This is a genomic window from Variovorax sp. GW821-FHT09B05 (assembly GCF_059418265.1).
In genome coordinates, this window is the sequence record NZ_JBWKPN010000008.1 from 166196 (window position 1) to 180130 (window position 13935).

12 protein-coding genes are annotated in these 13935 nt (G+C 72.2%); 8 read left to right on the forward strand and 4 right to left on the reverse strand.

Features of this window, described 5'->3' with window-relative positions; translation table 11 throughout:
• Positions 1–13: 13 nt before the first annotated feature.
• From AC07RM_RS21675 to AC07RM_RS21695, 5 genes are all read left to right on the forward strand, one after another.
• A complete protein-coding gene (locus tag AC07RM_RS21675; RefSeq protein WP_495335834.1) occupies positions 14–1861 on the forward strand; it encodes an ATP-binding response regulator in 1848 nt (615 codons plus the stop codon).
• 9 nt (positions 1862–1870) lie between these two features.
• Positions 1871–3121, forward strand: a complete 1251-nt coding sequence (locus AC07RM_RS21680) for a cation:proton antiporter domain-containing protein (protein WP_398492109.1) — start codon at positions 1871–1873, stop codon at positions 3119–3121.
• Between the two features lie 288 nt (positions 3122–3409).
• Positions 3410–4246, forward strand: coding sequence for a MipA/OmpV family protein (locus AC07RM_RS21685; RefSeq protein WP_093339485.1), 837 nt, complete (start codon positions 3410–3412; stop codon positions 4244–4246).
• 15 nt (positions 4247–4261) lie between these two features.
• Positions 4262–4939, forward strand: coding sequence for a response regulator transcription factor (locus tag AC07RM_RS21690; protein WP_093339483.1), 678 nt, complete (start codon positions 4262–4264; stop codon positions 4937–4939).
• The gene (locus tag AC07RM_RS21695) at positions 4929–6284 is read left to right on the forward strand and encodes a sensor histidine kinase (protein WP_495335835.1); all 1356 of its coding nucleotides are present in this window, start codon (positions 4929–4931) and stop codon (positions 6282–6284) included. Before AC07RM_RS21690 ends, AC07RM_RS21695 begins: the two co-directional genes overlap by 11 nt.
• 6 nt (positions 6285–6290) lie before the next feature.
• Here AC07RM_RS21695 and AC07RM_RS21700 read toward each other — a convergent pair whose 3' ends face one another.
• The 4 genes from AC07RM_RS21700 to AC07RM_RS21715 all read right to left on the reverse strand — a co-directional run bounded on the left by AC07RM_RS21700 (position 6291) and on the right by AC07RM_RS21715 (position 10451).
• The gene (locus AC07RM_RS21700; RefSeq protein WP_495335837.1) at positions 6291–7232 is read right to left on the reverse strand and encodes a lipase secretion chaperone; all 942 of its coding nucleotides are present in this window, start codon (positions 7230–7232) and stop codon (positions 6291–6293) included.
• Complete coding sequence (locus tag AC07RM_RS21705) at positions 7229–8185, reverse strand: esterase/lipase family protein (protein ID WP_495335838.1); 957 nt, start codon at positions 8183–8185, stop codon at positions 7229–7231. Before AC07RM_RS21705 ends, AC07RM_RS21700 begins: the two co-directional genes overlap by 4 nt.
• Before the next feature lie 218 nt (positions 8186–8403).
• The gene (locus AC07RM_RS21710) at positions 8404–9744 is read right to left on the reverse strand and encodes a heavy metal sensor histidine kinase (RefSeq protein WP_495335839.1); all 1341 of its coding nucleotides are present in this window, start codon (positions 9742–9744) and stop codon (positions 8404–8406) included.
• 29 nt (positions 9745–9773) lie between these two features.
• Positions 9774–10451, reverse strand: a complete 678-nt coding sequence (locus AC07RM_RS21715; protein ID WP_057594849.1) for a heavy metal response regulator transcription factor — start codon at positions 10449–10451, stop codon at positions 9774–9776.
• Between the two features lie 162 nt (positions 10452–10613).
• Here AC07RM_RS21715 and czcI point away from each other — a divergent pair, with 162 nt between their 5' ends.
• From czcI to AC07RM_RS21730, 3 genes are all read left to right on the forward strand, one after another.
• Positions 10614–10991 (forward strand): cation efflux protein, CzcI family, encoded by a 378-nt coding sequence (czcI, locus tag AC07RM_RS21720; protein ID WP_057594848.1) that lies wholly within the window; start codon positions 10614–10616, stop codon positions 10989–10991.
• Positions 10992–11095: 104 nt separating this feature from the next.
• Positions 11096–12484, forward strand: a complete 1389-nt coding sequence (locus AC07RM_RS21725; protein WP_495335840.1) for a TolC family protein — start codon at positions 11096–11098, stop codon at positions 12482–12484.
• 8 nt (positions 12485–12492) lie between these two features.
• Complete coding sequence (locus AC07RM_RS21730; protein ID WP_495335841.1) at positions 12493–13926, forward strand: efflux RND transporter periplasmic adaptor subunit; 1434 nt, start codon at positions 12493–12495, stop codon at positions 13924–13926.
• Positions 13927–13935 lie beyond the last annotated feature (9 nt).

Genomic DNA, 13935 nt, shown 5'->3' on the forward strand with positions numbered 1-13935 from the left:
CAGAATCGTCCCGATGACCAGCGCCGCAGCCCGCGACCCGAACGGCGAGCCCCTCGACCGTGCCCTCGCGCAGCGCGTGCTGCGCGAGCACCTGGCGTCGTTCTATGCCTCGCGCAACGTCTCGGTCGCCACCCACATCGGCTTCGCGATCGCACTCGGCGTCGCGACCTTCGAGCGCAGCTCGGTCCTCGCGCTGCTGTGGCTGGGGCTGGTGATCGCCACCGATCTCGCGGTGCTGCTGGCGCCGCGCTGGCATGCCGGCATCCCCGATGCCATGAGCGCGACCTGGGCGCGTCGCTATGCCGCGCAGGTCACGCTGCTGAGCCTCGTCGCGGCGCCGGTGCCGGCCTTCTTCATGGCGCGCGACGACCTGGTGACGACCACGCTGCTGGTGGTGGTCATCATGAGCGGCTGGACCCGCTCGATGCAGTCGCTGTGCTCGCTCAAGCCCGCCTTGTTCGGCTACGGCATCCCGATGATGGCGGGGCTGGTGCTCGCGCTGGCCTGGCAGGGCGACGGCGTGCACCTGTTCCTCGCGGTCTTCGGCGCGGTGCACCTGGTGCTGACCTTGCGCATCGCGACGCGCCAGCACCGCGTGCTCGACGAGGCGCTGCGGCTGCGCTTTCGCAACGAGGTGCTGGCCGCTCGCCTGGGCGAGCAGGTGGTGGCCACCGAACGCGCGAGCCAGGAGAAGAGCCGCTTCCTCGGCACCGCCAGCCACGACCTGCGCCAGCCGCTGCATGCCATCGCGCTGTTCGGCGCCGCGCTCGAGAACGAGTTGCGCAACCGCCCCGAGGGCCGCAATGCCGAGCGGCTGATGCGCGCGGTGCATGCGCTGGGCCATTCGCTCGACACCATGCTCGACGTCTCGCGGCTCGATGCCGGCGTGGTCGCGCCGGCGCTCGACGCGGTGCCGCTCGATGCGCTGTTCCTGCCGCTCAACCACACCTTCTCGGCCCAGGCCGAGCAGCGCCAGCTGCAGCTGCGCGTGCGCGCCAGCGGGCTGTGGGTGCGCAGCGATCCGCAGCTGCTGCACCGCATGCTGTCGAACCTGATGGACAACGCGCTCAAGTACACCTGGCGCGGCGGGGTGACGGTGATCGCGCGCGACCGCGGCGAGGTGGTGTGGATCGAGGTGCGCGACACCGGCATCGGCATCGCGCCCGAGCAGTCGGGCCGGATCTTCGAGGAGTTCTACCAGATCGACAACCCGGGCCGCGACCGCTCGCGCGGGCTCGGCATCGGGCTGGCGATCGTGCAGCGTCTGTCGCGCCTGCTCGGCCATCCGGTGCAGGTGCATTCGCGCCTGGGCCGTGGCACGCACGTGCGCGTGGTGGTGCCCGCCGCGCCGGCGCGCGACGAGGCCTGCGCGCCCGCCGCCGCGGCCGCGCCGCCGTGGCGCCAGTCCTTCACGCCCGCGTCTTCGTTCGGGCCGCGCGCGCCGATGCCGCGCATGGAACCGATGCCGCGCCGCGTGCTGCTGGTCGACGACGAGGCCGACATCCGCGATGCCATGACCGGCCTGCTGCGCCAGCACGCGATCGACCTGCACGCGGTGGCCGACGAGGCCGCCGCCGCGCAGGCGCTGGCGCGCGCCGGCGCCGAGGGCCGGCCCTACGACCTGCTGCTGTGCGACTACCGGCTGGCCGACGGCTCCGACGGCCTCGATGCCGGGCTGCGCCTGCGCCGGAGCCAGGGCGGACGGCTGCCGCTGCTGCTGGTGACCGGCGAGACCGCGCCGCCGCGGCTGCAGCGCGTGCGCGAGTCGGGCGTGCCGGTGCTGTTCAAGCCGGTGGTCGAGGAGTCGCTGCTGCGCGCCATGGCCGCGCTGTGGACCGAGGCCGAGCGCGGCGGGACTTAACATCCGGCCATGTCCGCCACGACGCTGCTGCTGCAACTGATCGTCATCCTCGGCACGGCCCGCGTCTGCGGATGGGTGCTGCGCCACCTCGGCCAACCGGGCGTGGTCGGCGAGATGGCGGCCGGCCTGATGCTGGGGCCGGCCGTCATGGGCGCGCTGTTCCCCTCGCTGCATGGCCAGATCTTCGCGAAGGAGTCGCTGGGCGGCCTGTCGGCGCTCGCCACCGTGGGCCTGGTGCTGTTCATGTTCGTGGTCGGCCTCGAGCTGCGCGCCTCGCAGGGCGTGAAGGCGCAGCTCAAGTCGGCCGGCTGGGTCGGCATCGCGAGCGTGATCGCGCCGCTGGGCCTGGGGCTGGCGATCGCGCCCGCGCTGCATCCTTCGCTGGCACCGGCCGGCGTGGGCTTCTGGCCCTTCGCGCTGTTCATCGCGGCGGCGCTGTCGATCACCGCGTTCCCCGTGATGGCGCGCATCCTCAAGGACCGCGGCCTGACGCGCACCCCCTTCGGCCAGCTCTCGCTGGGCGCGGCCGCGGTGGTCGATGTCTTCGCCTGGGTGCTGCTGGCCTTCGTGGTGGCGCTGGCCGGCGCGGGCGAGGGCTACCTCGGGCTGCTGCGCACCGGCGGCGGCGCGGTGGCGCTGTTCGCCTTCCTGTTCCTCGGCCTGAAGCCGGCCTATGCCTGGCTGCTGCGCACCCGCGCGCCCGACGGCGAGCCCTCGACCACGGTGCTGGCCTCGCTGATGATCGGCCTGCTGGTCTCGGCCCTGCTCACCGAATGGCTGCACCTGCACGCGGTGTTCGGCGCCTTCCTGTTCGGCGCCTGCCTGCCGCGCGACGACCGCCTGCTGCGCTCGCTGCAGGAGCGCATCGAGCCGCTGTCGATCGTGCTGCTGATGCCGCTGTTCTTCGCGCTCGCGGGGCTGGGCACCACGGCCAGCGCCTTCTCGGGCGCGGGCATCGGCGCGCTGTTGCTGATCGTCGCGGTCGCCAGCATCGGCAAGCTGGCCGGCGGCGCGATCGGCGCGCGCCTGGCCGGCTACGGCTGGCGCGACAGCCTGGCCACCGGCGCGCTGATGAACGCGCGCGGGCTGATGGAGCTGATCGTCATCAAGATCGGCCTCGACGTCGGCCTGATCGGCCCCGAGCTCTTCACCATGCTGCTGGTGATGGCGCTGGCGACCACGGCGATGACGGGGCCGCTGATCAACCTCGTGATGGGACGCAAGGCGCGCGCGGCCGAGGCGGCGCGCGTGGAGTCCTAGGCGCGGGCGGGGGCGCCGGTGCGGCCGGCGGCACGCGCGCCGGTGCCCTGCGCGCGGACCAGGGCGAGGGCACCCAGGGCGCGGGCATCAGCGCGGCGTGCTGCATCGCGCAGCCGGATGTGGGGTCAACAAAAGCATGGGCATCGGCGGCTCCGGTTCGAAAGAGGCGCGCATCCTCGGCCCGGCCGTCTTTCCGCAGGCTTACCGTATGGAGGCGGGCCGGTAAGACCGCGGTAAGACTGCCGCATCGAGCATCCGGGCTTCCCTGACAACCCGATTGGCTTCGCCATGCCGCGTGCTTCCTCGCTCTCTTCCTTCTCCCGTTGCCTGCCCGTGCTCGCGGGCCTGTCGCTGACCCCGTGGGCCGTGCCCGCCTGGGCGCAGGACACGGCCCTCGAACAGCCGCTCGCCGAGCCTTCCGCCGCCCCGTCCGACGACCGCGCCCGCTGGGGCCTGGGCCTCGCCGCCGGCGTCAGGCAGCAGCCCTACACCGACGCCGGCAACAAGTCGCAGGGCCTGCCGCTGGTCTATTTCGAGAACCGCCATGTGCGCGTGTTCGGCACCGGCGCGGAACTCAAGCTGCCGGCGCTCGAGCTGGGCGGCCGTTCCTCGCTGTCCTTCGGCCTGCGCGCCCGCTATGGCCTGGGCGGCTACAAGCCCGACGATGCGCCGGTGCTCTCGGGCATGGAGGAGCGCAAGGGCAGCATCTGGCTCGGCGCCGGCCTCGTCTGGCGCAACGAGCTGGCCGACGTCTCGCTCGAATGGCTTGGCGATGCCTCGGGCAAGAGCAAGGGCCAGCACCTGCGCCTGGGCGTGCAGCGCGACTTCCGCGCCGGCCGCTTCACCTTCACGCCGCGCCTCGAGGCCGTGTGGGTCGACGACAAGTACGTCGACTACTACTACGGCGTGCGCGCGCAGGAGGTCCGCATCGGGCGTCCGCTCTACCTGGGCCGCTCGAGCGTCAACACCGAGATCGGCCTGCGCGTGGGCTATGCGATCGACCGCCACCAGTCGGTGTTCCTCGACGTCGGCTCCACCCAGCTGGGCAAGCAGATCAAGAACAGCCCGCTGGTGAACCGCTCCAGCCTGGGTTCGGCCTCGGTCGGCTATCTCTACCGTTTCTGAGGCATCCTCGGGCGCATGAACCGGATCGCGCTGATCGAAGACCACGAACGCATGGCCGCGCTGGTCTGCAAGGCGCTGTCGGGCGCGGGCATCGAGGCCGATGTCTTCGGCCGCATCGACAGCGCCGCGCATGCGCTGCGCGACACCGCCTATGCGGCGCTGGTGGTCGACCGCGGCCTGCCCGACGGCGACGGCCTGGAGCTGGTGCGCCGGCTGCGCGCGGCCGGCACGCGCACCCCGTGCCTGATGCTGACCTCGCGCGATGCGCTGCACGACCGCGTCGATGGCCTCGAGTCCGGCGCCGACGACTACCTGGCCAAGCCCTTCTCGATGGAGGAACTGGTGGCGCGCGTGCGCGCGCTGCTGCGCCGGCCGGTGCAGCTGCAGAGCCTGTCGCCGGCCCATGGCGACATCCGGATCCAGCCCGACAGCGGCACGCTGGCCTGCGGCCCCGAGGCGGTCACGCTGGCGCCGGCCGAGCTGCAGATCATGTTGTGCCTGGTGCGCGCCGGCGGGCAGACCGTGCGGCGCGGCGCGCTCGAGTCGGCCGCCTGGGGCCTGTCGGAAGCGGTCACGCCCAATGCGCTCGACGTGGCCCTGCACCGGCTGCGCAGGAAGCTGCAGGCCGTGGACTCGCGCTTGCAGATCGCCAACGTGAGAGGCCACGGCTATGCGCTTCGCGATGCCGCGTAGCCTCGGCACGCGCCTGCTGGTCACCTACGTGGCGGGCGTGCTCGTGTGCATCGTGCTGATCGCCGCGGGCGGTGCCGTGGCGTTCGCGCTGCGCGGCCAGGTGTTCAACGAGAGCATCGCCAACCATGCGCGCCTGATCGCTCGCGCGCTGCGCTTCGACGCGGCCGGGCAGCCGGTGGGCCTGGACGAATCCCGTCTCACGATGTGGCTCTATGCGGGCCTGGGCCGCGAGACCTCGGTGCGCGTGCTCGACGCGGCGGGCCGGGTCGTGCTGCCCGCGGGGCAGGGCCTGGCGGCGCTGCGCGCGGACAACGGCAGCTTCGAGCCGGAAGGCCGCTCCTTCGACGCGGTGGCGGACGGCCTGCCGATGCGGGTCGCGACCGAGGCCATCGAGCATGGCGGCCGGCGCTGGTACGTGCAGGTGGCGATCAGCCGGCGCTTCATCGAGGTCATGGAGCGCGCCGTCGGCCTGCCGGCGCTGGGGCAGGGCATGCTGTTCGCGAGCCTGGCCTCGGTGCTGGTGTTCGCCGTCGCCATGTATTTCACGCTCGGCCGCATGCTGCGGCCGCTGCGCGCGGCGTCCGACAGCGCCGCCTGCATCACGCCGCGCACGCTCGATGCGCGGCTCGAGGTGCGCGGGCTGCCGTCCGAGATGCTGCCGCTGATCGAGGCCTTCAACCGCGCGCTCGACCGGCTCGAGCGCGGCTATGTCGCGCAGCAGGACTTCCTCGGCACGGTGGCGCACGAGCTCAAGACCCCGCTGGCGCTGATCCGAGCGCAGATCGAGCTGCATGGCGCGGGCGATGCCGGCTTCGATCGCGAGGCCCTGTTGCGCGACGTCGACCAGATGGCCCGGCACGTCAACCAGCTGCTGCACCTGGCCGAGGCCACCGAGTTGCGCAACTACGAGATCGGCCTCGTGCACCTGGCCGCGCTGGTCGACGAGGTGGGCGACTACCTCGCGCGGCTGGCCGAGCGGCGCCGGGTGCGGCTCGACCTGCGCGTGGCCTCCGAGTCGCTAGGCTGGCGCGCCGACCGCGGCGCGCTGTTCACGCTGCTGAAGAACCTGCTCGAGAACGCGATCCAGCATTCGCCGCCGAACGCGACGGTGCGGCTGGTGGCCGATGAGCTGCGAATCTCGGTGCGCGACCAGGGACCCGGGCTGAGCCCCACCGAGTTGCCGAAAGTCTTCGAGCGCTTCTGGCGCGGCGCCGGACGGCGCGACGAAGGCTCGGGCCTGGGGCTCGCGATCTGCCAGGAGATCGCGCTGGCGCATGGCTGGCAACTGACGGTGCGCAGCGCGGCGCCGGGGGCCGAGTTCGTCGTCGCGCGCGAAAGCGCCTAGCGTGCCCTAGCGCGGTGTCATCGACGGCGCCGCGGCCGCCGCCTGCGCGCGCAACTGCAGCGCCGCCTCCAGCCGCAGCCGTTCCTCGGGCGTGAAGAGCTGCTGCTTCATCTGTTCGAGCGACTGCGCATCGGCCTTGGCCGATTGCAGTGCCGCGTACTGCGCGAGCCGCCCTTGCCAGTCGCGTTCCTCGCGGTCGAGCTGGGCGAGCTGCTGCGCGGCCGGCGCGCCGTGCTGCGCGCTGCGCTCGGCGAAGCGTTCCTGGTCGCTGGCGCCGCGCGCCTCGAGCGCCGCGGTCTGCGAGGCCACCTGGAGCTGGGCCACGGTCCCGGCGCGCTGCGCGCGTTGGGTCTCGCCCAGGCTGCGCTCGTTGTCCTCGAGCGCGGCCTGGCGCTGCGCGGGCGTGAGGGCGGTGTTGCGCTCGATCTCGAGCCGCGCGAGGCTGTAGCGGTCGAAGTCGTCGTCGGCACCGAACAGCGCCTGGTATTCGTCGGGCATGAAGTGCTGCTCGCGCACCCGGCGGCGCGCCTCGACCGTGTCGCGCAGCGCGCGCGGGTCGCCGAGGTCGGCCGGCAGCTGCAGCGCGCCGAGCGCCACGCGGTAGTCGACGTAGCGGCCCAGCAGCGCGCGGGCGCGCGCCGCTTCGTGCGGCGCGAAGTGCGCGGGCACCAGCGCCTCGACGCGGCGCTTGAGGTCCTCGGGGCTCGCGGCCTCGCCGGCCTCGAGCAAGAGCGCCTCGATGCGGTCGCGCAGGTTCGGCGTGAGGAAGCTGTCGGCGATGGTGGCGGACGCGGTGGCCGCGGGTGCCTGCAGCAAGGGCGCGGGGCCGGCCGAGGCGGCCTCGCCCGTGCGCGCCTCGCTTTCCGCCGGGCCCGACGCGCCGAACCACCAGCCGCCGAGCGCCACCGCCGCGGTCGCGGCCAGAACCAGGGGCCAGCGGCGCGTCACAGGCCGATCTGCTTGAGGCGGGTGGCGTGCTGGCGGTACAGCGCGACCGGATCGGGTGCGAGCCAGTCGCGCACGCCGAGCAGCTGGTTCACTTCGTCGAGGTGGTTCTGGCGGTAGTCGCCCAGGTGCTTGCCCAGGCGCGAGGAGCACACGGCCACCAGGCCGTCGTTGGTCTCGCCGAAGCTCAGGCTCAGCAGGCCGAGCGAAGCGTCGCTGGGGTCGAGCAGGTTGGTCACGGGCTGCTTGCCGGTCCACGAGTAGTAGCGCACGCCACCGACCACCTCGGCGCCGTCGCCGCAGCCCGTGGGCACGGCCTGCGGGAAGCGGCGCGTGAAGTCGGCCGAGCCGGCCGCGGTCAGCGAATCGAGCGCGGCCACCGGCATCTGCGGCAGCCCGCTGCCGCCCGAGCCGAGGTTGATGAGCGCCACGAAGGCATTCACCGCGCCGTTGAGCACGGTCTCGCTGAGCGAGCCGGCCGGCACGGTGCCGCGCAGGATGTCGGCCACGCGCGAGCCCTTGTTCGGGCCGGCCACCGAGGTGACCGAGGCCACGAGCTGCGGCGCCACGCCGGCCACGTAGCGGATGGTCGGGCCGCCATGCGAATGGCCCACCAGGTTGACCTTGGCGGCCCCGGTGATCGCCATGATGTTCTTCACCTGCGCGAGCAGCTGCTCGCCGCGCACCTCGGTGCTGTTGGCGGCCGACACCTGCGCCACGAACACGCGCGCGCCGCTGCGCTGCAGCGCCGAGGGAATGCCGTACCAGTAGTCGACGCCGAACAGCGAATCGAAACCGAACAGGCCGTGCACGAGCACGATCGGGTACTTGGTCTGCGTGGCGTTGTCCTGCGCCTGCGCGGGGGCCGCGAGGCCGAGAAAGCTCAGGGGGCCCAGCAGGCCGAAGACCGTGGAAAGCGCCAGGCGGCGCAGCAGACCACCGAAAAATCCATTCATGCTCATCTCCTTGAGTGCCGGTTAATAAAACGAACGTCCGTGCTTTTTATTGAGGGCGGATTCTTGGGGGAGCAACGCCTGCGCCGTATCGGGATAAACCCGGCTCGGCCGACGAAAGGTACGCGCAGTTCCGCGAAGGAAGCCCAAAGTTCTCGGGCGTTGCGTGCGCGATGAAGAAGAAAGGCGTCAGCGGCCCGCGGCGGCCGGACGCCCGCGCATCACGGCTGCGTTGGCACCGTGAAGCCGATGCGCGTCGTGCCGTCCTGGCTGGAGGCGAACACGCGGCCGCCGTGCATGCGCGCGATGGCCTCGACGATAGCCAGGCCCAGCCCATGGTGGCGGGCCGAACCGTCGCGCGCCGGGGCCGCGCGGTAGAAGCGCTCGAACAGCCGCGGCAGCACCTCGGGCGCGATGGCGGCGCCGCGGTTGACCAGCACCAGCGCGATCGCGTCGCGCTGGCAGCCCGGGCCAGTGTCGGGCCCGATCTCGATCGCGATGGCCGAGCCCGGCGCCGCGAAGCGGATGGCATTGCCCAGCAGGTTCGACAGCGCGCGGCGCACCAGCGCCGCATCGACGTCGACCCTGGCATCGCCTTCGACGCGCGCCTGCAGCCCGGCCTCCTCGAGCATGGCGTCGTGGAAGTCGATCACGTCCACCGCCTGCGCCGCCAGGCTCACGGTCGCGCGCGAGCGCGTCGCGCCGCCGCGCTCGGCCTGCGAGAGGAACAGCATGTCGGTCACGATGCCCGAGAGGCGGCCGATCTCCTCGAGGTTGGAGGCCAGCACCGCCTGCAGCTCCTCGTTGCCGCGCGGCCGGGTCAGCGCGAGCTCGGTCGAGCCGATCAGGTTGGCCAGCGGCGTGCGCAGCTCGTGCGCCACGTCGGCATTGAAGGATTCGAGCTGCACGTAGGCGCGCTGCACACGCAACAGCAGTGCGTTGAACTGCGTGATCCAGGGCCGCAGCTCCTCGGCGAAGGCCAGCGCGTCGATCGGCTCGTTGGGCCGGTCGGGCGCCATCGCCGCGGTGCGCTCGGCCAGCGCCTTCAGCGGCCGCAGCCCGCGCCGCACCAGCCAGAAGCCGGTCAGCGAGACCAGCGCCGTGCCCAGCAGCACCGCGCCCAGCAGGGTCCAGGCCAGGCGCTCGAGCAGGCGCGCGTCGTTGGCCACGCTGATGCCGATGGAGACCGTGAGCGGCGCGTTCTGCGCGCCCGGTGCGCGCCACGGCATCTGCCGGTCGCTGCGCACCCAGCGCCCGCCCGTGGGCGGCGTGGAGCGGAAGATGGTGTCGCCCGTGGCCGTGACGATGGACAGGCTGAACTCGTCCTCCATCGAGAAGAAGTCCTCGAGCTTGTGCCGCAGGGTCGAGAGATCGCCGGCCTTCTCGCCCTCGGCCAGCAGGTGCTGCACCAGCTCGGCCTTGTGCGCGATCTCGGTGTCCTGCTTGGCGCCGAAGTTCCAGGCCGTGACCAGGTAGACCGCGAGGCACACCACGCTGAGGCCGAAAAAGGTCTGGGCCGCGAACCAGAGCGACAGCCGGCGGCGTATCGAGGGGGCGCGCATGCTCGCCGGAAGGAAGGGGGGCCGGGCCCTCAGGCCCAGGAGCGGTCTTCGAGCACGTAGCCCATGCCGCGCACCGTGTGCAGCAGCTTCACCTCGAAGGGATCGTCGATCTTGCCGCGCAGCCGGCGGATCGCCACCTCGACCACGTTGGTGTCGCTGTCGAAGTTCATGTCCCACACCTGCTCGGCCAGCGTGGTGCGCGAGAGGATCTGGCCGCGCCGGCGCAGCAGCACCGTCAGCAGCATGAATTCCTTCGAGGTCAGGTCGACGCGCTTGCGCGCGCGCTGGCACTTGCGGCTCGCGAGGTCGAGCTCCAGATCGGCCAGACGCAACACGGTGGCGTCTTGGGCCTGGCCGCGGCGCAGCAGGGCCTGGATGCGCGCGAGCAGCTCCGAGAACGAGAAGGGCTTGACCAGGTAATCGTCGGCGCCCTGCTGCAGGCCGTTGACGCGGTCCTCGACCTTGTCGCGCGCGGTCAGCACCAGCACCGGGACGTTCTTGGTGCGGCGTATCGCCTTGAGCACCGCGAATCCGTCGATGCCCGGGAGCATCACGTCGAGCAGGATCAGGCCGTAGTCGCCCTCGGTGGCCAGGTAGCGGCCTTCGATGCCGTCGCGCGCGATGTCGACGACGTAACCGTTCTCCTCCAGGCCTTTCTTGAGGTAGTCGCCCAGCTTGGGCTCGTCCTCGATGACAAGAATTCGCATCGCCGGATGGTAATGAAACAGGGCCCTCGCGGGGGGTTACAAATTCGTAATCCGCTTGACGGACAAAGCCGTGTCGAGGCGTCGTACAGTGCGCTGCACCCGCGTTCCGTGGGGTCTTGAAAGCCTCGGTGCCGCAGGTGCCGTCGATATACTCCCGCTCCCATGCGCCGCTGGCTGTTGATCTTCCTGGTGTTCCTGCTTCCGCTCCAGTACAGCTGGGCGATGTCGGCCGCCTATTGCGCGCACGAGCAGGACGCGCAGACACAGCACTGGGGCCACCACGAGCATCCGGGCAACGCGGCCGAAGACCGCAGCCACGCCGACGCGGGCACGTCGAAGGACGCCGGCAACGTGCCGAATCCCGCGATCGGCGACTGTGCCCTGTGCCACTTCGGTCATGCGCAGCATGCGGTGGCGGCGCCCGCCGAAGTGCCCGGCATCGCCTTCGTTCCGCAGGGCCCGCGTGCCGTGCTCGCCGAGTCCTTCGACTCCCACATCCCCGAAGTGCCCGTGCGCCCCGCATGGACTCTCGCCGCCTGATCCGGCGAGAGCAAGCCTTCATTCCCTTTTCGCACTGACACCGTTCATGCACTGAGCTCTCGCCGGATTTTCCCGTTCGTTGTTTCGCAACCCAGGAGAATCCGATGCGCACGCTCTTCGTGCCGCTGGCCGTGTTGGCCTTGGCGGTACCCCCGGTCCTTGCTCAGCCTTCGCTGCCCACGCAGCAGGCCGCGGCCGGCACTTCCACTTCTTCATCGCAGGCATCCGCCAGCCTCGAGCCCGCGGGCCCGCTGACCTTGCGCAGCGCGCTCGCGCTGGCGTTCCAGGCCAACCCGGGCCTGTTCGCGGCGCGGCGCGAGCGCGAGGCCACCGATGGCGCGCTGGTGCAGGCCGGTGCCTGGCCCAATCCCACGCTCGACGTCACCCTCGAGGACACGCGGCGCGACAACCGCACCACCACGGTCCAGCTGAGCCAGCCGATCGAACTCGGCGGCAAGCGCGCGGCGCGCGTGAGCGCGGCCGAGCGCGCGCGCGACCAGGCCGAATCCGCGCTCGCGGCCAAGCGCGCCGAGCTGCGCGCCACCGCGATCACGCTGTTCTTCGACGTGCTGTCGGCGCAGGAAAGGCTGCGGCTCGCGCAGGACTCGGTCGGCCTCGCGCAGGCGGCCACGCGCGCCGCGGCCAACCGCGTGGCGGCCGGCAAGGTCTCGCCGCTCGAGGAAACCCGCTCGCGCGTGGCCGAAGCCGGCATCCGCGTCGAGCTGATGCAGGCCGAGGGCACCCTGCGCACGGCGCGCCAGCAGCTCGCGGCGCTGTGGGGCAATCCGGCGCCGCGCTTCACGCAGGTCGACGGCGCGGTCGATCGCCTGCCGCAGCCCCTGGGCGAGCAGGAGGTGGCGTTGCGCCGTGCCGAGGCACCGGCGCTGCGCCAGGCGCGGCTCGAGGTCGAGCGCCGGCGCGCGCTGTCCGAGCTGGAGCGCGCCAAGCGCATTCCCGACGTGACCGTGTCGCTGGGCGCCAAGCGCGTGCCGGCCTCCGAGGGCGAGGGCGGCACCGGCGGGTCGCGCCGTGACCAGGTGGTGCTGGGCCTGTCGGTGCCGCTGCCGATCTTCGACACCAACCGCGGCAACCTCGCCGAGGCCCTGAGCCGCGAGGAGAAGGCGCGCGACGAGCTCGCCGCGGCCGAACTGCAGCTGGGCGCCGACCTGGCCCAGGCGAGCGAACGGCTGCGCTCGGCGCGTGCCACCGCCGAGACCCTGCAGCGCGACGCGCTGCCCGGCGCGGCCGAGGCCTGGCGCGCGGCCACCAAGGGCTTCGAGCTCGGCAAGTTCAGCTTCCTCGAGGCGCTCGATGCGCAGCGCACGCTGTTCCAGGTGCGCGCGCAGTACCTGCTGGCGCTGGCCGAGGCGCACCGCGCCGCGGGTGAACTCGACCGGCTGCTCGGCACCGAGGGCCTGTCCGACGACCTCGCCACTCCGGCCCCCATGGCCGCCATTCCCGCCGCCACCCCCCATTCCGCTGTCACCCGCTGAGGTTTCCCATGAGCATCGAACAAGAACGCAAGAACGCCGCGCCCGCCGTGGGCCGCAAGCAATGGATCGCGATCGCCGTCGTGCTGGCCGTGGGGCTGGCCGTCGGCGCGCTGATCCTGCGCACCGGAGGACCGTCGAAGCCCGCCGGCGGCCACGCCGAGTCGGCCGCGCATGCCGACGAGGAGCACCACGAGAGCGGCAAGGAGGCCGCCGGCCATGGCCATGACCACGAGGAGGCGAAGGGCCATGCCGATGGCGAGCACCACGAGGAGGAGGGCAAGGGCGAGAAGAAGGCCGAGGCTGGCGATGACGGCCACGGGCACGGGGCCAAGGAGGAGGCCAAGGGCGAAGCAAAAGGCGAAGCGAAGGCCGAGCCCAAGGCCGCCGCCGGCGGGCACGAGGGCGAGGACCGCAGGATCGCCTTCACCGAGGCCCAGATCAAGGCCGCCGGCGTGGCGATCGAGACCACCGGCCCCGCGAACATCCGCACCGCGCTGCAGCTGCCGGGCGAGATCCGCTTCAACGAGGACCGCACGGCGCACGTGGTGCCGCGCGTGCCGGGCGTGGTCGACAGCGTGCCCGCCAACCTCGGGCAGGAGGTCAAGCGCGGCCAGGTGCTGGCGGTGATCTCGAGCCCGGCGCTGTCGGAGCAGCGCAGCGAGCTGCAGTCGGCGCAGCGCCGGCTCGAGCTGGCGCGCAGCACCTACGAGCGCGAGAAGAAGCTGTGGGAGGAAAAGATCTCGCCGCAGCAGGACTACCTGCAGGCGCAGCAGGCGATGCAGGAGGCGCAGATCGCGGTCGCCAACGCGAACCAGAAGCTGCTGGCGCTCGGCGCCGTGCCGGGCTCGGGCGGCGGCTCGCTGGGCCGCTACGAGCTGCGCGCGCCCTTCGACGGGCTGGTGGTCGAGAAGCACATCTCGCTCGGCGAATCGGTCAAGGAGGACGCCAACGTCTTCACCGTGTCCGACCTGTCCACCGTCTGGGCCGAGATCAGCGTGCCGGCGCAGCACCTGCCGCTGGTGCGCACCGGCGAGACGGTCCGCATCCGCTCCACCGCCTTCGACCAGGTGGCGCAGGGCAAGGTCTCGTACGTGGGCGCGCTGCTCGGCGCGCAGACGCGCACCGCGACCGCGCGCGTGACGCTGACCAACCCGCAGCGCGTGTGGCGCCCGGGGCTGTTCGTCAATGTCGAGCTGGTGGCCTCCGAGCTGCAGGCGCCGGTCACGGTGTCGGCCGAGGCGGTGCAGAGCGTGGAGGACAAGCCCACCGTGTTCCTGCGCGTGCCGGGCGGCTTCCTGCCGCAGGCGGTGCAGACCGGGCGCAGCGACGGACAGCGCATCGAGATCACCGGTGGCCTGAAGCCGGGCCAGGCCTATGCCGCCGCGGGCAGCTTCGTCGTCAAGTCGCAGCAGGGCAAGGCCTCTGCGACCCACACCCACTGAGGACGCACG